General features: G+C 58.8%; 23 protein-coding genes and 1 tRNA gene. 20 read left to right on the top strand and 4 right to left on the bottom strand.

From position 1 onward, the window contains the following. Window positions 1–23 precede the first annotated feature (23 nt). The 3 genes from fliN to motA form a co-directional block, all read right to left on the bottom strand. Complete coding sequence (gene fliN / locus FS804_RS07110; protein WP_063949707.1) at window positions 24–563, bottom strand: flagellar motor switch protein FliN; 540 nt, start codon at window positions 561–563, stop codon at window positions 24–26. A 64-nt stretch (window positions 564–627) separates the two neighbouring features. Further along, window positions 628–1,587 (bottom strand): FliM/FliN family flagellar motor switch protein, encoded by a 960-nt coding sequence (locus FS804_RS07115; RefSeq protein WP_063949706.1) that lies wholly within the window; start codon window positions 1,585–1,587, stop codon window positions 628–630. After that, window positions 1,584–2,456 carry a flagellar motor stator protein MotA gene (motA, locus tag FS804_RS07120; protein WP_063949705.1) on the bottom strand — a complete coding sequence of 291 codons (873 nt, stop codon included), beginning with the start codon at window positions 2,454–2,456 and terminating at the stop codon, window positions 1,584–1,586. Before motA ends, FS804_RS07115 begins: the two co-directional genes overlap by 4 nt. Before the next feature lie 185 nt (window positions 2,457–2,641). Between motA and FS804_RS07125 the strand changes: the two genes are divergently transcribed. The 17 genes from FS804_RS07125 to FS804_RS07210 all read left to right on the top strand — a co-directional run bounded on the left by FS804_RS07125 (window position 2,642) and on the right by FS804_RS07210 (window position 16,337). Next, window positions 2,642–3,421: a DUF1217 domain-containing protein gene (locus FS804_RS07125; RefSeq protein ID WP_144576358.1), complete on the top strand. Its 780-nt coding sequence runs from the start codon at window positions 2,642–2,644 to the stop codon at window positions 3,419–3,421. A 1-nt stretch (window position 3,422) separates the two neighbouring features. Then, the gene (gene flgF, locus FS804_RS07130) at window positions 3,423–4,157 is read left to right on the top strand and encodes a flagellar basal-body rod protein FlgF (protein ID WP_063949703.1); all 735 of its coding nucleotides are present in this window, start codon (window positions 3,423–3,425) and stop codon (window positions 4,155–4,157) included. 11 nt (window positions 4,158–4,168) lie between these two features. Continuing rightward, a complete protein-coding gene (gene fliI, locus FS804_RS07135; protein ID WP_077224843.1) occupies window positions 4,169–5,575 on the top strand; it encodes a flagellar protein export ATPase FliI in 1,407 nt (468 codons plus the stop codon). A 4-nt stretch (window positions 5,576–5,579) separates the two neighbouring features. Continuing rightward, the gene (locus FS804_RS07140; protein WP_144575857.1) at window positions 5,580–6,143 is read left to right on the top strand and encodes a hypothetical protein; all 564 of its coding nucleotides are present in this window, start codon (window positions 5,580–5,582) and stop codon (window positions 6,141–6,143) included. Between the two features lie 322 nt (window positions 6,144–6,465). Beyond that, entirely contained in the window at window positions 6,466–6,858 is a 393-nt protein-coding gene (flgB, locus tag FS804_RS07145) for a flagellar basal body rod protein FlgB (protein WP_144575859.1), read from the top strand. 3 nt (window positions 6,859–6,861) lie between these two features. Then, window positions 6,862–7,281, top strand: a complete 420-nt coding sequence (gene flgC / locus FS804_RS07150; protein ID WP_063949700.1) for a flagellar basal body rod protein FlgC — start codon at window positions 6,862–6,864, stop codon at window positions 7,279–7,281. Next, on the top strand, window positions 7,278–7,613 hold the full coding sequence (locus FS804_RS07155) for a flagellar hook-basal body complex protein FliE (RefSeq protein WP_144575861.1): 336 nt from the start codon (window positions 7,278–7,280) through the stop codon (window positions 7,611–7,613). Before flgC ends, FS804_RS07155 begins: the two co-directional genes overlap by 4 nt. A gap of 18 nt (window positions 7,614–7,631) precedes the next feature. Continuing rightward, window positions 7,632–8,420: a flagellar basal-body rod protein FlgG gene (flgG, locus tag FS804_RS07160; protein WP_063949698.1), complete on the top strand. Its 789-nt coding sequence runs from the start codon at window positions 7,632–7,634 to the stop codon at window positions 8,418–8,420. A gap of 20 nt (window positions 8,421–8,440) precedes the next feature. Then, on the top strand, window positions 8,441–8,929 hold the full coding sequence (gene flgA, locus FS804_RS07165; RefSeq protein ID WP_077224842.1) for a flagellar basal body P-ring formation chaperone FlgA: 489 nt from the start codon (window positions 8,441–8,443) through the stop codon (window positions 8,927–8,929). Continuing rightward, a complete protein-coding gene (locus FS804_RS07170; RefSeq protein ID WP_144575863.1) occupies window positions 8,926–10,047 on the top strand; it encodes a flagellar basal body P-ring protein FlgI in 1,122 nt (373 codons plus the stop codon). The genes flgA and FS804_RS07170 overlap by 4 nt, the downstream gene beginning before the upstream one ends. Next, window positions 10,044–10,580, top strand: coding sequence for a MotE family protein (locus tag FS804_RS07175; RefSeq protein WP_063949696.1), 537 nt, complete (start codon window positions 10,044–10,046; stop codon window positions 10,578–10,580). The genes FS804_RS07170 and FS804_RS07175 overlap by 4 nt, the downstream gene beginning before the upstream one ends. Next, window positions 10,577–11,296 (top strand): flagellar basal body L-ring protein FlgH, encoded by a 720-nt coding sequence (flgH, locus tag FS804_RS07180; RefSeq protein WP_063949695.1) that lies wholly within the window; start codon window positions 10,577–10,579, stop codon window positions 11,294–11,296. Before FS804_RS07175 ends, flgH begins: the two co-directional genes overlap by 4 nt. A 28-nt stretch (window positions 11,297–11,324) precedes the next feature. Then, window positions 11,325–11,825 (top strand): flagellar basal body-associated FliL family protein, encoded by a 501-nt coding sequence (locus FS804_RS07185; protein ID WP_144575865.1) that lies wholly within the window; start codon window positions 11,325–11,327, stop codon window positions 11,823–11,825. Then, window positions 11,822–12,559 carry a flagellar type III secretion system pore protein FliP gene (gene fliP / locus FS804_RS07190; protein ID WP_063949693.1) on the top strand — a complete coding sequence of 246 codons (738 nt, stop codon included), beginning with the start codon at window positions 11,822–11,824 and terminating at the stop codon, window positions 12,557–12,559. Before FS804_RS07185 ends, fliP begins: the two co-directional genes overlap by 4 nt. A 373-nt stretch (window positions 12,560–12,932) precedes the next feature. Continuing rightward, window positions 12,933–13,793: a flagellin gene (locus tag FS804_RS07195; protein WP_144575867.1), complete on the top strand. Its 861-nt coding sequence runs from the start codon at window positions 12,933–12,935 to the stop codon at window positions 13,791–13,793. 405 nt (window positions 13,794–14,198) lie between these two features. After that, window positions 14,199–15,155, top strand: a complete 957-nt coding sequence (locus FS804_RS07205) for a flagellin (RefSeq protein WP_144575869.1) — start codon at window positions 14,199–14,201, stop codon at window positions 15,153–15,155. A gap of 240 nt (window positions 15,156–15,395) precedes the next feature. Continuing rightward, window positions 15,396–16,337, top strand: coding sequence for a flagellin (locus tag FS804_RS07210; protein ID WP_063949690.1), 942 nt, complete (start codon window positions 15,396–15,398; stop codon window positions 16,335–16,337). 186 nt (window positions 16,338–16,523) lie between these two features. Here FS804_RS07210 and FS804_RS07215 read toward each other — a convergent pair. Beyond that, window positions 16,524–16,598, bottom strand: a tRNA-Thr gene (locus tag FS804_RS07215). Between the two features lie 182 nt (window positions 16,599–16,780). On the opposite strand from FS804_RS07215, the gene FS804_RS07220 reads away from it, so the two are divergent. The 3 genes from FS804_RS07220 to FS804_RS07230 all read left to right on the top strand — a co-directional run bounded on the left by FS804_RS07220 (window position 16,781) and on the right by FS804_RS07230 (window position 18,967). Then, on the top strand, window positions 16,781–17,020 hold the full coding sequence (locus tag FS804_RS07220) for a hypothetical protein (protein ID WP_236734428.1): 240 nt from the start codon (window positions 16,781–16,783) through the stop codon (window positions 17,018–17,020). A 102-nt stretch (window positions 17,021–17,122) separates the two neighbouring features. Continuing rightward, window positions 17,123–18,415, top strand: a complete 1,293-nt coding sequence (murA, locus tag FS804_RS07225; RefSeq protein ID WP_144575871.1) for a UDP-N-acetylglucosamine 1-carboxyvinyltransferase — start codon at window positions 17,123–17,125, stop codon at window positions 18,413–18,415. 111 nt (window positions 18,416–18,526) lie between these two features. Then, window positions 18,527–18,967, top strand: a complete 441-nt coding sequence (locus tag FS804_RS07230; protein ID WP_063949687.1) for a DUF2948 family protein — start codon at window positions 18,527–18,529, stop codon at window positions 18,965–18,967. Window positions 18,968–19,097 lie beyond the last annotated feature (130 nt).

The raw sequence follows: 19,097 nt of genomic DNA on the forward strand, positions 1-19,097 counted from the left end.
TTTCCTCTCCGTCCCCACAGGGATCAGGCTTTTCTCGTACTTAATACTTCAATCAATTTTACGCCGAAGCGCGTATCGTCGTCTTCCAAAACCGTTATTTCACCGCGCGCAATACGGCGGCCATTCACCATGATTTCGACCGGCTCGCCAATCTTGCGGTCAAGCGCGATCGTTGCGCCCTCCTCAAGGCTCATCAGCCCCGAAACGAGCATTCTGCTGGTGCCGAGAACGATCTGGACATCAATCGGAATGTCCATGATCATTTCCATGTTTTCCGACAGGCCGCTGCCAAGCGGTGCCTTGACGCCCGCAACCTGCGGGGCGGCAGCAAAATCGTCCATCGCAAAATCGGCCGCTCCGCCACCGAAGGCGGAAAGGTCCGTGTCCGTCGAAACCTCGTCCGTGCCCCCGAAATCGCCAAAGTCGCCGAAATCGGAGAGCGAACCTTCCGCATCCGTCTTGAGGACGCCACGCAGATCGCCGATAGCCTGGTCGAGGTCGCCGCCGTCTTCGAACGACGGCAACGCCGCATCATCGGTCAGGGGTGTTTTCTTCGTAGCCATGCGCTGATTATTCCCTTTGAAACTTGCGTCAGCCTGCCCAAACCCCGAAAGGTCGGTCAGGATTTTAACCCATCAAATGTCGTAATATCTCGTCGTCCGTGCTGACATTGTTCTTGACCCGAACCATGTAGCGGTCGCCAGACTTGCCGAATTCGCAATTATAGAGCTTGGAGCCGTTGGCGCTGACCTCAACACCGATATCGTCCTGGGTCATGGCCTGAAACGGAATGACATCGCCGGCCACCAGTTTCGAGATCGTGCGCAGTGTCAGCGTCTCGAGCTTGATGCGTGCCTCCAGCGTGACCTGCGATCGCTTGACCTGTTCAGAGATCATCTCCATCCATTCTTCCTGCTTCTTCAAGGCCTGAGCAGAAGCTTTGGGAGCGACGATGGAGGTCTTGAGCAGGGGACGCTGCGGTACGATCAGCGAGAATTCCGACGACACCTTGCCGATATCGATTTTCATGCGGATGGTCACGCCATAAACGCCGGCGATCATCTCATCGAAGGCGCTTTTGCCGTTGGAATTGAAAGGCGGATCGATGGTTGCCTCAAATCCGCCCGGGGCGTTGACACCGGACCGTAGCACACCCCCGATGCGGCCAAGGACCATGGCCGCCAGATCGAGCTCGATATGGGAAAGGCTGCGCTCATCCGGCTCGCCGATACTGTCAGGAGCCGCGCCGAGCATGCGCTCCATGAGTGCAATGACGAAGCCATTGCCAACAGTCATCATGAAATTGGGGCACCAGTTGCGCAACGAACAATCGGCAACCGCAACATTATCCCCGACATTGGCGATGAGATCCGTCATCAAGCCCGATTCGGACCCGATATACTCGACTTCGATCGCTATGCCCGTTTCGCTGTGGAAGATATCGGGCAGGAATTCGCTGTAGAGATGGCCGATATCATGCCCGATCTTGGCGATCGTCTTGCGGTCGGTGAGCCCGCCCGTGAGTTTTGCAAGCAAGGCCGTGTCGATGGCGGGAGCTTTCTGCGCTGCAGCTTTTGCCATGGTCATGCCGCCTTGTTTTCGCCGCCGGGGTTCATCATCTCCTGCTCGACGGCGTCAATTGACGGCCGTTCGTAGTTGGAGATGGTCTTGCGACCGTATTCCAACGCAACCTGCGGCACCGAGCCGTTCATGTAGGCGATCAGCGTCTGCTTGACGATGATATAGAGGCGGTGCTGCTTGGTGCGCACGATCTTCACCTGCGATGCCAGCGGGTTGCAGATCGAATAGGACAGGATGATGCCGAGCATGGTGCCGACGAGGGCCGCGCCAATCAGGCCGCCGAGAACCTCCGGCGATTCGTTGATCTTGCCCATGGCTTTGATGACGCCGAGAACCGCCGCGACGATACCGATGGCGGGGAAGGAGTCGCCCATGGTCGTAATAGCGTGGTAAGGCTTCAGCTTGTCGTGAAGGATGGTCTCGATTTCCTCGTCCATCAGCGCCTCGATTTCGTGGCTGCGGGCATTGCCGATGATGATGAGGCGGACATAATCACAGATGAACGACGTCAGTTCCTTGTTCTTCAGGACCGACGGCGCGCTCTGGAAGATGGAGGACTCATCGGGATTGTCGATATGCGCTTCGATCTCGTTGCGCGACTTTGTGCGCAGGTCGCGCATCAGCGAATACAGCACGCCGAGCACGTCGAGATAGTTGCGCTCCTTCGGGACCGAGTGCTTGAACGCCTCGCCGAGCGCCTTGCCTGAGTCCTTCACGACCTTCATGGGGTTTGCCATGATGAAGCCGCCAAGGCCGGCGCCGCCGATGATCATCAATTCGAACGGCTGAACCAGCACGTTGAGATGACCGCCCATCGCCATATAGCCGCCGATGATGCAGCCGAAGGTGATTATAAGTCCAATTACAATATTCATTGATCGACCACGCTCGAACAGTGTTCCATGGCGCTCTGTCTAGAAAATGTGGCTTGCGTGAACCTGTCGGCCAGCCCCGAGCCCCTCTCCTTCTGCAGCCAGTTTCGCACAAGCAAACCGATGCATGATGTCGACAAAGGCGGACGTGCGCCTTGAGAACGGGATCAAACCAGAGCGGCGGTTCAGTGACTTCCACCTACACCAGTTACAGACTGATCAGTCAGGATATCGGCAAATCGCTGGAGCGGGTGTCGACGCAGCCAGACGTGGCGCGCGAGACCGAGTATTACCGCTCAAAGATCGGCAACGTGAAATCCATCGACGATTTCATGGCCGATACACGTCTTTACAATTATGCGCTGAAAGCCCACGGCCTTGAAGATATGGCCTACGCGAAGGCCTTTATCCGCAAGGTGCTGACCGAAGGCACGAGCGACAAGAACGCCTTCGCCAACAAGCTGTCCGACAGCCGTTACGCCGATCTTGCAAAATCACTGGATTTCGCGGGCCTCGGTGCGGCGGCCACCTCCATGGAAGCCGCAAAATCGGGCGTTATCAGCAAATACGCACGCCAGACGTTGGAACAGGAAGCGGGCGACGAAAATAACGGCGTCCGTCTCGCTCTCTATTTCGAGCGCAAGGCGCCAACGATCAAATCGGGGTTCGATTTCCTTGCCGATGATGCGCTGGCGCAGGTGTTCCGCACGACGTTCAACCTGCCCGACGCCGTTGCCGCGTCCGATATCGAAAAACAGGCGGCGCTGATCGAAAAAAGTATCAACATCAAGGATCTGCAGGATCCTGAAAAGGTGGGCAAGTTGCTCGAGCGCTTCACCATCATGTGGGAAATGCAAAATCCCTCGACGACCTACGACCCATTGGCCGTTTTCGGCTCCTCCAGCGGCTACGGCATTTCTCCCGACCTGCTGATCTCCATCAACTCCCTGAAACTCGGAGGCAAATGATATGCAATCCGGACTATACGTCGCCCTGTCCTCGCAGATCGCGCTGGAGCGCCGTCTCACCACCATTTCCGACAATATGGCGAATGTGAACACGGTCGGCTTTCGCGGCTCCGAAGTTAAATTCGACGAGATGATCGCCAAGAACCACAATGACATGAACGCCAAGGTCGCTTTCGTATCGCAGGGCAACGACTATCTCTCCACCCGTCAGGGCGCTTTCGAGCAGACCGGCAATTCCTTCGATTTCGCGATCAAGGGCGACGCCTGGTTCTCGCTGGATACGCCCGATGGCCAGATCCTCACCCGTGACGGCCGCTTCACCATGCGTCCAGATGGTGCGCTGATCTCGTCCAGCGGTTATCCCGTCCTCGACGCCGGCGGCGGTCCGATCCGCCTTAATCCGAATGGCGGCCCGATCACCGTCGGCCTTGATGGAGCAATCCGACAGAATGACGCTACCGTCGCTTCGCTTGGCATTTTCCAGGCGGATTTTTCTCAAGGTTTCCTGCGGCACCCCAATAGTGGTGTGAAGCCGGTCGCCCAACCGGTTCCGGTGGTCAACAATCATGAAGTCGGCGTCGTTCAGGGCTATCTTGAGCAGTCCAACGTCAACGGCATTTCTCAGATGACGCAGCTCATCCAGGTCAACCGAGCCTTTGAAAGCATTTCCTCGCTGATGCGCGATACGGAATCGACCTTCGGTGAGGGCATCAAGACGCTCGGCGGCGCGCGTTAAGGAACTGACGAATGACAATGCCGGAATCCATGCTCTCGGCTGACGCCATTTCGCCGAAGCTCGCGCAGCTGGCGGGACTGGCGGCACATTATGCCGATCCGGAATTTTCGGTGGCGCATGGTGGCCATGTCCGCACCATCGCCGCCGGGCACTACACGGTTTCGGGCCTTTCACGGCATGTGCGGCTTGGAGAATTTGTCGCCCACCGCAGCGCGACCGGCATTCACCTCGGCGAAGTCGTGCGCGTGGAGCCGGATATCTGTTACGTCTGCCCCATCGAGCCTGGCGAACCGATCGGCATTCACGACACCGTCATCCGCAAGGGCGCTTTCCGCGTCGCGCCCGACGACAGCTGGTGCGGCCGCACCATCAACGCGCTCGGCGAGCCGATCGACGGCCAGGGACCGCTCGCGCCCGGCATCGAACGCCGTTCGATCTCCAACAACGCACCCCCTTCGATGACGCGCAAGCGCGTTGAGACGCCATTCAAGACGGGTGTCCGCGCTATCGATATTTTCTCGCCGCTGTGCCTCGGCCAGCGCCTGGGCATCTTTGCCGGCTCGGGCGTCGGCAAATCCACCCTGCTTTCCATGCTTGCAAAGGCCGATGCCTTCGACAAGGTGGTGATCGCGCTGGTCGGCGAGCGCGGACGCGAGGTGCGTGAGTTCATCGAAGATACGATGGGCGAGAACATGAGCAAGTCGATTGCCGTTGTCGCAACGAGCGATGAAAGCCCGATGCTGCGCAAGATGGCGCCCCTTTCCGCGGTGACCATCGCCGAGCATTTCCGCGATCAGGGCGACAACGTTCTTCTCATCATCGACAGCGTGACGCGCTTTGCCCACGCCATCCGCGAAGTGGCGGTCGCTTCCGGCGAGCCGCCGGTGGCGCGCGGTTATCCCGCTTCTGTTTTCACCGAGCTGCCGCGTCTTCTGGAGCGGGCAGGCCCGGGCGCCGAAGGCACCGGCACCATCACCGCCATCGTTTCCATTCTGGTCGATGGTGACAATCACAATGATCCGATTGCCGATTCGACCCGCGGTATTCTCGATGGCCATATCGTGCTCGACCGCAGCCTCGCCGAGGAAGGCCGTTATCCGCCGATCAATCCGCTCGCCTCTATTTCGCGTCTCGCCAAAAAAGCCTGGACGCCGGATCAGGAGAAGCTGGTCTCGCGCCTCAAGGCGCTGGTCCATCGCTTCGAGGAGACCCGCGACCTGCGCCTCATCGGCGGATACCGGCCGGGCACCGATCCCGATCTCGACATGGCCGTGAAGCAGGTTCCGATCATCTACGAAACACTGAAGCAGCTGCCGAGCGAACCGGCGGCACAGGATGCCTATGCTGATCTCGCCACCGCCCTGCGGAACGGCGCGCAGAACGGTCAGCCGCAGGTAACCCCGAGAATGAGAGGCTGACGCCGTGACGAAAAAACGGAACAAGGATGGCCGCGACGACGGCGCGATCACGAAGCCCGCCTTCTTCACGCCGGACCGCCTTCTCGCCTGGACCGGCATCACGCTCGCCGCCGCAGCAGCCTTCTTTCCCTGGTATGTCTTCTTCAACGAGGAAAAGTTTGGGCTGAAGGTGGCAGGCGGCGACCGCACCCGCGATCTGCCCCATACCGGCCCGCGGGAAGTCTTCAGCGTCTCGCCCATGGCCATGACCAACCGCAACAAGGAAGACACCCCGCCGCCGGCGGAGCTGCCCGACATGCTGACGACGGCGACCGTCAATGCGGGCGGCAAGGAAAAGCAGAACGATCTGGCTGCCGGGGTCGAGGAGCAGCCCTTCCCCGGCCAGACGTCCTTCCGCCTGTTGCACGTTTCCAATGGCCGGGCGCTGATCGAGGACGGATCCGGCATGTATATGGTCAGGGTCGGATCGACACTGCCGGACAACGCCTTACTGACGAAGATCGAGCAGCGCGACGGCGAGTGGCTGATAGAAACGTCTTCCGGGAAGACTTATCGTCCGGAAAAATAGCCGTCGTCTACCGGGCTTACAGACGTCTTCGGGCGCGCACTCAAGGCTTGGCGAAAACTCTTGGCCCAAGTCGGTCATCCTCGGGCTTATCTCGAAGATACATTAATTTCAGTGGCTTATGGATCCTCTGGTCCGGAGATGACTTCGGCATGGTTTTCATCTGTTGCAATGCTTCAGGGCGTGTCTGGTATCGGACACGCCTTTTGATATTTCAATCGACTTCAATCAGCGCTTTTCGGCTTCTCGCCCCGCCTCATCTCTCCTCGCAAGTCTGACGCAAGATTAGCCCCGTAGGTTCGGGCCATACGAGATGGAGAAGTATATGCAACCGATTCAACTGTTCGAACTGGCATCCCGCCAAGCGGAATGGCTGAGCGTGCGCCAGGAAGTCGTGGCGACCAACATCGCCAATGCCAATACGCCCAAGTTCCGCGCCAAGGACGTCAGCCCCTTCGAGGCGGTGATGCAGGCCACCAGCCAGCAGGTCGGCATGGCGAGAACCAATCCGGCCCACTTCGGCGAAAGCACGCTCAGCGACAACATCGCCGTGCGCGACAACCCGGTCAACAACGAGATCGGCATGCAGGAATCCGGCAATTCGGTCGCTCTTGCGGAAGAAATGACCAAGACGGGCGAGATCAAGCGGCAGTACGACCTGAACGCCAATCTCGTCAAATCCTTCCATCGCATGATGCTGATGACGGTTAAGAGGTAAACCATGGATCCCTTGAGTGCGGCGAGCAAGATCGCGGGCAGCGGCCTGGAAGTTCAGTCCACCCGACTGCGCATCGTCTCCGAAAACATCGCCAACGCAAGATCGACTGGAGATACCCCCGGCGCAGACCCTTATCGCCGCAAGACCGTCACTTTCGGTTCAGAGCTCGACCGCGTGAGCGGCGTGGAGCGCGTGACCGTGAAGAAGCTCGGCGTCGACCGCGGTGATTTCGCCCATGAATACGATCCCGGCAACCCGGCCGCCGACAGCAACGGCATGGTGAAGATGCCGAACGTCAACATCCTGATCGAAATGGCCGATATGCGCGAGGCAAACCGCACATACGACGCCAATCTTCAGGTCATCCGCCAGACACGCGACCTCGTCGCTTCCACCATCGACCTTCTGAAGGCATCGCAATGATCGACGGCATCAAACAACTCGGCTCCCTTTCGCTGACGCGCGGCGCCGGCAGCGTTTCCTCGCTCACCGACAATATTTTCGGCAGCGAGCAGACGACGCCAGCCCAGCAGACCGGCCAGAGCTTCGCAAGCGTTCTCAGCAACATCTCCGTCGACGCGATGAACAACCTCAAAAAGGCCGAAGTGGCTTCGTTCGAAGGCATTCAGGGCAAGGCGAATACGCGTGAAGTCGTCGATGCCATGCTGTCGGCAGAACAATCGCTACAGACCGCCATCGCGCTCCGAGACAAGATCGTGTCGGCCTATCTCGACATTACCAAGATGCAGATCTAGCCCAGCAGGAATATTGACATGAGAGCTCTTGCCATCGCTGCCACCGGTATGGACGCCCAGCAGACCAATCTGGAAGTCATCGCCAACAACATCGCCAACATCAACACCACTGGTTACAAGCGCGCGCGGGCGGAGTTCACCGATCTTCTCTACCAGACCGAGCGCATGCAGGGCGTGCCCAACCGCGCCAACCAGGCGATCGTACCTGAGGGCGCGAATATCGGCCTCGGCGTTCAGACTTCTGCGGTGCGCAACATCCACACCCAGGGCAATCTGATCGAAACCGGCAACAAGCTCGATGTCGCGATCATCGGACAGGGCTGGTTTCAGATCGAGGCGGCGGACGGTTCGACGCTCTACAGCCGCGCCGGCTCCTTCAACAAGAATGCCAACGGCAATCTGGTGACGGTCGACGGCTATAACGTCATCCCGAACATCAACATCCCGACCGACGCACAGGATATTACCGTAACCCGCACGGGTCAGGTGACGGCTCGCATCGGCAACGCTACCGACTTCACCGAACTCGGCCAGCTCACCATCGCCAATTTCGCCAACGAAGCCGGCCTGAAGCCGCTCGGCGACAACCTCTTCGCCCAGACGCCGGCGTCGGGCGATGCGGTCGTCGGCGTGCCCGACGATCCGAGCTACGGCTACATCAAGCAGTCCTATCTCGAAGGCTCGAACGTCGATGCCGTCAAGGAAATCACCGACCTCATCACGGCGCAGCGCGCCTATGAGATGAATTCCAAGGTCATCACCACAGCTGACGAAATGGCTTCGATTGTCAGCAAGAACCTGAAGTAAGAACGGAAAGGCAGGCGAACATGAGGTTTGGCCGGAACAAAAACAGTTACAGAACGGCGCTCGTCCGTATGTGTCTGGCGTCTGCCTTTTCGCTGGGGGCCCTGGCCCCTGCCCTCGCACAGGCGCCGATGGCCCTAGTTCCAACGCGGACCATCTATCCGGGCGAGACAATCTCGTCCGATCAGGTGAAGCCAGTTGAAGTGACCAATCCCAATATTTCCTCAGGTTACGCGAGCGACATCAGCGAAGTCGAGGGCATGATCTCCAAGCAGACCCTGCTTCCCGGACGCACGATTCCCGTTGCCGCCCTGCGCGAACCCTCGCTGGTTACGCGCGGCACCAGCGTCAAACTCGTCTTCACCATCGGCAACATGACGCTGATGGCCTCGGGAACGCCGATGACAGACGGCTCGCTCGGCGAAGTCGTCAGGGTACGCAACATCGATTCCGGCGTGATGGTCAGCGGCACGGTCATGAAGGACGGAACCATTCAGGTGATGGCGAAATGAAAGTGCTTCGTATCCTCGCTGCGGCCATCCTGTTTTCGGCACAGCCATTCCTCTCGACGCCGCCCGCCCAGGCCGACACCTCCCGCATCAAGGATATCGCATCGCTGCAGGCGGGGCGTGACAACCAGCTGATCGGCTATGGTCTCGTGGTCGGCCTGCAGGGCACCGGCGACAGCCTGCGCTCCTCGCCGTTTACCGAACAGTCCATGCGCGCGATGCTGCAAAATCTCGGCATCACGACACAGGGCGGGCAGTCGAACGCAAAGAACATCGCAGCCGTAATGGTGACGGCCAATCTGCCACCCTTCGCCAGCCCAGGCAGCCGCGTCGACGTGACAGTGAGTTCGCTCGGCGACGCCTCTTCGTTGCGTGGCGGCAACCTCATCATGACGTCGCTTTCCGGCGCGGACGGGCAGATTTACGCGGTCGCGCAGGGAGCGCTGATCGTCAACGGCTTTTCAGCCCAGGGCGATGCAGCAACGCTGACGCAGGGTGTGACCACCTCCGCCCGCGTGCCGAATGGCGCGATCATCGAGCGCGAGCTGCCATCGAAGTTCAAGGATTCGGTCAATCTGGTCCTGCAGCTGCGCAACCCGGATTTTTCAACGGCAGTGCGGGTGGCCGATGTCGTTAACGCCTTTGCCCGCGCCCGTTACGGCGATGGCATTGCCGAACCGCGGGATTCGCAGGAAATCGCGGTGCAGAAGCCGCGCACCGCCGACCTGACGCGACTGATGGCGGAAATCGAAAATCTGACGGTAGAGACCGATACGCCCGCCAAGGTCGTGATCAACGAACGCACCGGCACCATCGTTATCGGCGCGGATGTGCGCATCTCCCGTGTCGCCGTCAGTTATGGAACGCTGACTGTCCAGGTGACGGAATCGCCGCAGGTCATTCAGCCCGCGCCCTTCTCGCGCGGCCAGACCGCCGTTCAGCCCCAGACGGATATCATGGCCATGCAGGAAGGCAGCAAGGTCGCCATCGTCGAAGGTCCCGATCTTCGCACGCTGGTTGCCGGTCTCAACAGCATCGGGCTCAAGGCGGACGGTATCATCGCCATCCTGCAAGGCATCAAATCCGCCGGCGCCCTTCAGGCGGAGCTCGTGCTGCAATGATGGACGCTCAGAAGAGAAACGTATTTTCGAATGGCCTCGTCCGCTTTGCAGCGGTGGCGTCGCTGCTTTTCCTGCTGCCTGCTGCCGGTGCCGAGAGCCAGCAGAATGTGGTCTCGGAACTCAGCACGCAGGACGAAATCCAGAAATTCTGCACCAACATCGCCGATGCGGCCCGCGACCAGCGTTACCTGATGCAGAAGCAGGAGCTTGAAAAGCTTCAGTCCGACGTCAACGAGCGCATCGCCGTGCTGGAAAACCGTAAGGCCGAATATGAGGACTGGCTGGCGCGTCGCGAGCACTTCCTCAACCAGGCAAAAAGCAATCTCGTCGACATTTATAAGACGATGAAGGCGGACGCCGCAGCACCGCAGCTCGAAAAGATGCATGTGGAAATTGCGGCCGCCATCATCATGCAGCTGCCGCCGCGTCAGTCCGGTCTCATCCTCAGCGAGATGGACGCACAGAAGGCCGCCACCGTCGCTGGCATCATGTCGCAGGCGATCGATAAAAACACTTCGAAGGATCCCTCATGAGCACGCGTCGTCTTCCGGCCCTCCTCCTGCCGCTTGCCCTGCTCGCCGGCTGCCAGAACAACCAGACCCTGAAAGAAATCGGTAACGCACCCGCGATGAGTCCGATCGGCAGCGGCCTGCAATTCAGCCAGACTCCGCAGATGGGCATGTATCCCAAGCAGCCGAAGCACATGGCGAGCGGCTATTCGCTTTGGAGCGACAGCCAGGGCGCGCTCTTCAAGGACCTGCGTGCGCTGAACATCGGCGACATCCTGACCGTCAACATCCAGATCAACGACAAGGCCGATTTCGACAACGAAACCGAGCGCAACCGCACCAATGCGAGTGGTCTGAACTGGAAGGCAAAGGCGGAAATATTCGGCTGGAACCCGCAGGCTGATTCCAGCATCAAGTACGGTTCAGACACCGACACGCAAGCCAAGGGCAAGACCAAGCGCTCCGAAAAGCTGACGCTGCTCGTCGCTGCCGTCGTGACAGGCATTCTTGAAAACGGCAACCTCATCATCAGCGGCTCTCAGGAAGTGCGTGTGAACCACGAAATCCGCATCCTGAACGTGGGCGGTATCGTGCGGCCGCAGGATGTCGATGCGCAGAACATGATCTCCTACGAGCGTATCGCCGAAGCGCGCATCTCCTACGGCGGCCGTGGCCGTCTGACGGAAGTGCAGCAGCCTCCGGTCGGGCAGCAGGTCGTCGACCTGTTCTCGCCACTCTGACGCCGGCACACGGGAACGGGACTGACGCATGGAAAACGAACAGGCAGAGGGTAAGAAAAAATCCTCCTCGATGGTCATGACCATCGCTGGCCTTGCGATCCTCACCGTTCTGGGTGCGGGCGGCGGCTGGGTTGTGGGCGGGATGATTGCCCCGAAGACTGCGGGCGCGCAGGCGCATGCGTCTGCCACCGCCGGCGGCCACGGGGAGACGAAGGGCGAAGGGATCGAGAAAATCGCCGCCGAGGCGAACGGCATTGTCCAGCTCGATCCCATCACCACCAACCTTGCCTATCCCGCGACCAACTGGGTGCGGCTGGAAGTGGCGCTGATGTTCAAGGGGCCGGTGGAAGTAGCGCTGGCGGAGGATATCCATCAGGATATCCTGGCCTATGTGCGCACCGTTTCCCTTCAGCAGCTGGAAGGCCCGCGCGGCTTTCAATATCTTAAGGATGACATCCAGGAACGAGTTGACCTGCGCTCTCAAGGGCGCGTATCCAAGGTCATGTTCCGGACCTTTGTCATCGAATGATTCGATTTCTTGTAACCATCGCCGTCCTCCTCGCCTTGCCGGGCCTTGCCAGTGCCCAGCAATTTCCGTCCGAGCTGTTTAATACACAGGTGGACGGTTCGGTCGCGGCATGGATTATCCGCACCTTCGGCCTTCTGACGGTTCTGTCGATTGCTCCGGGCATCCTGATCATGGTCACGAGCTTTCCGCGCTTCGTGATCGCCTTCTCGATCCTGCGCTCCGGCATGGGGCTGGCATCGACCCCGTCAAACATGATTCTGCTGTCGATGGCGATGTTCATGACCTTCTACGTCATGTCCCCCACCTTCGATAAAGCATGGACTGATGGCGTGCAGCCGCTGTTGCAGAACCAGATCAACGAGCAGCAGGCCGTGCAGCGCATTGCCGAGCCCTTCCGTACCTTCATGAACGCCAACACGCGTGACAAGGATTTGAAGCTCTTCGTCGATATCGCGCGCGAACGCGGTCAGGACGTGATGACCGACAACGTCGTCGATTATCGCGTGCTGGTTCCGGCCTTCATGCTGTCGGAGATCAGGCGCGGTTTCGAGATCGGTTTCCTCATCATCCTGCCATTCCTGGTCATTGACCTCATCGTCGCGACCATCACCATGGCCATGGGTATGATGATGCTGCCGCCCACCTCCATCTCCCTGCCGTTCAAGATTCTTTTCTTCGTGCTGATCGACGGCTGGAACCTGCTTGTCGGCAGTCTCGTCAGATCGTTCAACTGACGACGCCTGTGCCGGTTTGACACCCGTTAACCCTGTTTTTTAACCCCGCGTGCCCACGGCCGCGGGGTTTTCGCGTTTTGAGCTTTTGTTTACCATTTTTGCTAAGCGAGTGGTAACTATATATCTGGATTAAAAATTTACCAATTCAATAAATCCAGTAGTAACCATAAGTACACTCCACTATTTCTGGACGTTCAAATTAATAATTGGGCAATTTTTCGCTGCGAAATTCCAATCACACGCAGCGGGTTTGGTTTCTGAAACTGAGTATTTCTGAACCGAGTGGCATGAAGCCGAAACGTTGCGACCGGTAATACAAAGCCCGGTATGTCCCCACTCCAGTATCTCGTAAAAACAAAGGGACACATTTATTATGGCAAGCATTCTCACTAACGCTTCGGCGATGTCCGCTCTCCAGACGCTGCGCTCCATCTCCAGCGACATGTCCACGACGCAGGATCGCATTTCCACGGGCATGCGCGTCGGCGCCGCCAAGGACAACGCCGCTTACTGGTCCATCGCAACGACCATGCGTTCGGATAAGGGCGCTATCAGCGCTGCCCAGGACGCTCTCGGGCTCGGCGCCGCGAAGGTCGATACGGCTTATGCCGGCATGGATGCCGCAATCAAGGTCGTCACCGAAATCAAGAGCAAGCTCGTTACCGCCACCGAACAGGGCGTTGACAAGGCAAAGGTTCAGGAAGAACTGAACCAGTTGAACCTTCAGCTGGCAAGCGTTGCCAACGGCGCTTCCTTCAACGGCGAAAACTGGCTGGTCGGCACCGCGGGCGCCAAGACCGTCGTTTCGGGCTTCGTCCGTGATACGGCCGGCGTCAAGGTTACGACCGCATCCTACACCACCGCTCCGCTTTTCGACAGCGTCGACCCGGCAACGGGTGCCGGCACGGGTGGCCTGCTGGCAAACACCATCGCGATCAACGTTACGACGTCCACCGACCTTGCCGCCGACCTGACCACCGTGGAAACGGCTCTCAAGGCAATGCAGACATCTGCATCCAACCTTGGTTCGATCTCTGCTCGCATCGACCTGCAGCAGAGCTTCGCCGACAAGCTGGGTGATGCTCTCGAAAAGGGCATTGGTCGTCTGGTCGACGCCGACATGAACGAAGAGTCCACCAAGCTGAAGGCTCTGCAGACGCAGCAGCAGCTGGCAATCCAGGCTCTCTCGATCGCCAATAGCGACTCGCAGAGCATCCTGTCGCTCTTCCGTTAAGAGCCGCGCTTCTCATAGCCCTTGGGGGCTGGGGGACAGATTTCTTCTCAGAGGCAATCGGGGGCTGACCGAACGCAGATGAGATAGAAGGCATAAAGGTCCGGAAGGCTGAACCGGACCCGATGCATGCATGAGGCCGCATCCTGAAACGGGTGCGGCCTTATCTTTTTTTTAAACATTTGAGGTTACGCGCGTGCGCGCGCAAGGGTTGCATTTTAAATATTGCTGCTGCTGAATTTCTTTTGCCGTTTATCGATTCATTAACCAAACCCGCGTTACCTAATGCTCATCGAAACGGTGAGCTAACGTTAAAAATCAGCCAGTTAGCAAGCATGATGCTGCGCACCGTTCCCGGTGAAACCGGAATGTCCCTTCTTTAATCAGCCATTCAAGGGGCACACTACTATGACGAGCATTATCACGAATGTCGCAGCAATGTCTGCGCTCCAGACCCTGCGCTCTATCGGCCAGAACATGGAAACCACCCAGGCACACGTTTCCTCCGGCCTTCGCGTTGGCGACGCTTCTGACAACGCTGCCTACTGGTCCATCGCGACCACCATGCGCTCCGACAACATGGCGCTTTCCGCTGTTTCCGACGCGCTCGGCCTCGGCGCCGCCAAGGTTGACACCGCTTCTGCCGGCATGAACGCTGCAATCGACGTCGTCAAGGAAATCAAGGCAAAGCTGGTTACGGCGACCGAAGAAGGCGTCGACCGCTCCAAGGTCCAGGAAGAAATCAGCCAGCTGCAGAAGCAGTTGGTATCGATTGCGCAAGGCGCTTCCTTCTACGGTGAAAATTGGCTGGTCGGCGTAGCGACCGGTACAGCGGCCGCCCCGGATAAGTCTGTTGTTTCTGGATTCGTACGCGCTACCGGTGGCGCTGTAAGCGTCACCACGACGAAGTACGCTCTTGACACCGCTAATACCGGCAACGTTCTGTTTGATTCAATCGATCCCGCTACCGGAGTGCCTGGTACTCTTGGTATCTTGGGCACAACCTCCACTCTCACTGGCGCAGCCGGCGCCCAGTCCGTCTACACTCTGGACCTCAACACGTTCGCAGTAGCTGACCGTGCCACCAATATGGCTGAAGCTCTGACGATGGTTGAAACTGCGTTGAAAGCAATGACAAGCGCCGAAGCAAAGCTCGGCTCGCTCTCCATGCGTATCGGCCTGCAGGAAGATTTTGCTTCCAAGCTGTCCGACTCGGTCACCAAGGGCATTGGCCGCCTCGTCGACGCCGACATGAACGAAGAGTCCACCCGCCTCAAGGCTCTGCAGACGCAGCAGCAGCTCGGCGTTCAGGCCCTGTCTATCGCCAACAGCGACTCGCAGAGCATCCTGACGCTCTTCCGTTAATCGGTAGCATACAATCGGAACCATCAACCGCGCCGAAAGGCGCGGTTTTTGTTTATACGCTCACCTGCGCAATTGAAAAAATTTTCGATTAAGAGATCATTAACCAAATCACGGCTAAATCGACGCATCGAAACGACTCGTTAACCAAGACGAAAAAGAGGTTAACAGGCATCACGCCGCGCTGTCGTTTCCGGCGATCCCGGAATGTCCCTTCCTTTTAGCCAGCTCAGAGGGGCAATTATGACAAGTATTCTCACAAACATCGCCGCCATGTCGGCTCTTCAGACGTTGCGCGGCATCAGCAGCCAGCTCGAGGAAACCCAATCCAGAGTGTCTTCCGGCCTGCGGGTAAAGTCGGCCTCCGATAACGCCGCCTATTGGTCGATCGCAACAACCATGCGTTCCGACAACATGGCGCTCTCCGCCGTTCAGGACGCGCTCGGACTTGGCGCCGCCAAGGTCGATGTTGCCTATTCTGCAATGGAAAGCACCGTCGAAGTCGTCAAGGAGATCAAGTCCAAGATCGTCGCGGCAACCGAAGAAGGTGTCGACAAGACGAAGATCCAGGAAGAAATCGATCAGCTGAAGAAGCAGCTCGAATCGATTGCGCAGGGCGCATCCTTCAGCGGCGAAAACTGGTTGCTGGGCACTGGCGCAAAGACCGTCGTTTCCGGCTTCGTGCGCACCGCGGGCGGCACCGTCAGCGTGACGAAAACCGACTACACGCTGGTCGACACCACCGCCGGTACGACGACCGCCAATGTGCTTTTCGGCCTGACAGGCACTCCCGCGACGCTTGATACGACGAAGGGCATCATCGGCCAGCCCGGCACGGCCTCCGGCATTTCCGTTTGGGATATCGATCTCAAGCTGTTCAACGCGGCAACACCACCGACTTACACCATCGGTAATCTTCTGACCGATGTTGAAACCGCATTTCAGTCGATCAGCAGCGCGTCCGCCGCCCTCGGCTCGATCAAAATGCGCATTGGCCTTCAGGAAGACTTCGTCTCGAAGCTGACCGACTCCATCGACAAGGGCATTGGCCGTCTCGTTGATGCTGACATGAACGAAGAATCCACAAAGCTCAAGGCTCTTCAGACACAGCAGCAGCTGGGCATCCAGTCGCTCTCCATTGCCAACACCAGCTCCGAAAATATTCTGTCGCTATTCCGTCAGTAAGCGGCGCCCGATGGCTACGGGCGGTTTCGTCCCGCTCTGGCAGCAACAGAATATTCGGATATGGAAACCGCGCTTCGCAAGGGGCGCGGTTTTCCTTTTGCTGACGATCGACCGATGCTCGCATGTGTCCACGATTTGGCCGATCAGCTTAACAACCAATGTAAATATTTGATTTTTGGGAAAGAATGGTGCTGCTAGAGAGATTTGAACTCTCGGCCTCTCCCTTACCAAGGGAGTGCTCTACCCCTGAGCTATAGCAGCATCCGGTGCCGAAGCATTTGCTTCAGCATCAAGCGTGGCGGCCTATTGCCATAGGTTTTTGACGAGCGCAAGTCGCAAAACGATATTCTTCATCCAGCAGGGCAAAAAAGCGTGCCCCCTGTTGAAAAATGCATTTTTCAGATATTGCTCACTCTATGAACGACCATCATGACAAACAGGCAATGGCCACCGTTTCCCGTGGCGCTTCTGACGACGCCTCTGCAGCGCCGAGCGATGGCAAGGCCCAGGCGGGGCCCGGCGAAAAGGCGCGGCAACGGGAGGCGGAGCGGAAGGCGCGGGCGGCGAAGAAGCTGCGGGAAAATCTCCTGAAGCGCAAACAGCAGGTTCGCGCGCGCCGCGCGGGCGAGGAAGACCACACGGTCGGCCTGCCTGCCGCAAAAACGGACGAATCATCTTCATAGACAATTCAACCAGCATAAATTGAAACGCCGTGGAAACTGGTCTATGGACACGCCTTTCCACAAGGCAGGATAAGAAAGGCGGGCAAAGGCCCGTAGGGACGCATGGATCGCATCAGAATTACGGGTGGCAATACGCTCAACGGCATCATTCCCATCTCCGGCGCCAAGAACGCGGCCCTGCCGTTGATGATAGCATCGCTTCTGACAAGCGATACGTTGACGCTCGAAAACGTCCCGCATCTGGCGGACGTGGAGCAGCTCATCCGCATTCTCGGTAATCACGGCGTCGACATCTCGGTTAACGGCCGCCGCGAAAGCCAGGGCGAAGCCTATTCCCGCACCGTACATTTCACCTGCCGCACCATTGTCGATACGACAGCTCCCTATGAGCTGGTCTCCAAGATGCGCGCAAGCTTCTGGGTCATCGGCCCGCTGCTGGCGCGTGAAGGCCGCGCCCGTGTTTCGCTGCCCGGCGGCTGCGCCATCGGCACGCGACCGGTGGATCTGTTCATCGAGGGGCTGCAGGCGCTCGGCGCGACGATGGAGATCGATGGCGGCTATATCAACGCCTCCGCACCCAAGGGTGGCCTGATCGGTGCCGTCTATACTTTCCCGAAGGTTTCCGTTGGCGCAACGCATGTTATGCTGATGGCGGCAAGCCTTGCCCGCGGCACCACCGTCATCCACAACGCCGCCCGCGAGCCCGAGGTCGTCGATCTCGCCAATTGCCTTATCGCGATGGGCGCGAAGATCGAAGGCGCCGGCACCTCCACCATCACCATCGAAGGTGTCACCTCGCTTTCCGGCGCGCGCCACCGTGTTCTGCCAGACCGCATCGAAACGGGCACCTACGCCATGGCGGTCGCGATGACCGGGGGTGACGTGGTGCTGGAAGGAACGCGGGCATCGCTGCTGGACAACGCGCTCGACACACTCAAGCTTGCAGGCGCCACGATCAGTGAGACGGAGACCGGCCTGCGCGTCGTGCGCAACGGCAAAGGCATCCAGCCGGTCGACATCGTCACCGAGCCCTTCCCCGGCTTCCCGACCGACCTGCAGGCGCAGTTCATGGCGCTGATGACGCGCTCTCAGGGCGTCTCGCACATTACAGAGACGATTTTTGAGAACCGTTTCATGCATGTGCAGGAACTCGCCCGTCTTGGTGCCAGGATTTCGCTCTCCGGCCAGATGGCCCGCATCGAGGGTGTGTCCCGCCTCAAGGGTGCGCCTGTGATGGCGACCGATTTGCGCGCTTCCGTGTCGCTGGTGATTGCCGGCCTCGTAGCGGAAGGCGAGACCATGGTGTCACGCGTCTATCACCTCGACCGCGGTTTCGAGCGTCTTGAAGAAAAGCTCACCCGCTGCGGCGCGCTGGTTGAGCGTGTCAGCGACTGATCATCTCAACGCCGCTCATCCGCTTGCCCGTTGCAGACCGGGCCGTGACTGCCTATTTCAACTATCAGAAATAGACAGGGCGGCTCGTGGCCGCAGAAAAGGACGATAACGATGAGCGGCCTCAAATTGCTGGCGCTGGATACCGAAGATCTCTCGATCATCTCGACACATTTGCAGGACAGCGTCTTCAAGCTGAAGGATGTTGCCTTCGAGCCGAAGCACAGGCAGTTCACACTCTCCGCCAACCGTTTCGTCTGGGAGAGCACCACCAAAAAGAATACGCCGCCGGAACGCTGCCGCAGTGTGATTTTTCTGAAGCGCGTCTTGGCCGTGCGCTCGCAATCCATCAATCTCGCCGACAGGGAACAGGTGCTTTCGCTTCTGGCCGTGCGCTTCATCCCCAATGGCGAGGGACCCGATGGTGTCGTCGAACTGGCGCTTTCCGGCGGGGGAACCATCGCCCTGGATGTCGAATGCATCGAGGCGCAGCTGACCGATGTCAGCGGCGCGTGGGAAACAACCACAAAACCGCATCATCCCGACAGCGAATAACTGTCGCCAGCCGTCGCGACGGTTGCCTTTCCTTGCCGTTTCGATTTATGCCACTTACCAGAGCCGCATTTTAAGCGGGCAAGTTCGTGCACCTCGCGGGTTCACCCGCGGGGACTATGAAAGGGTAATG

The sequence above is a fragment of the Agrobacterium sp. DE0009 genome (assembly GCF_007680755.1).
Classification (GTDB): domain Bacteria; phylum Pseudomonadota; class Alphaproteobacteria; order Rhizobiales; family Rhizobiaceae; genus Agrobacterium; species Agrobacterium tumefaciens_B.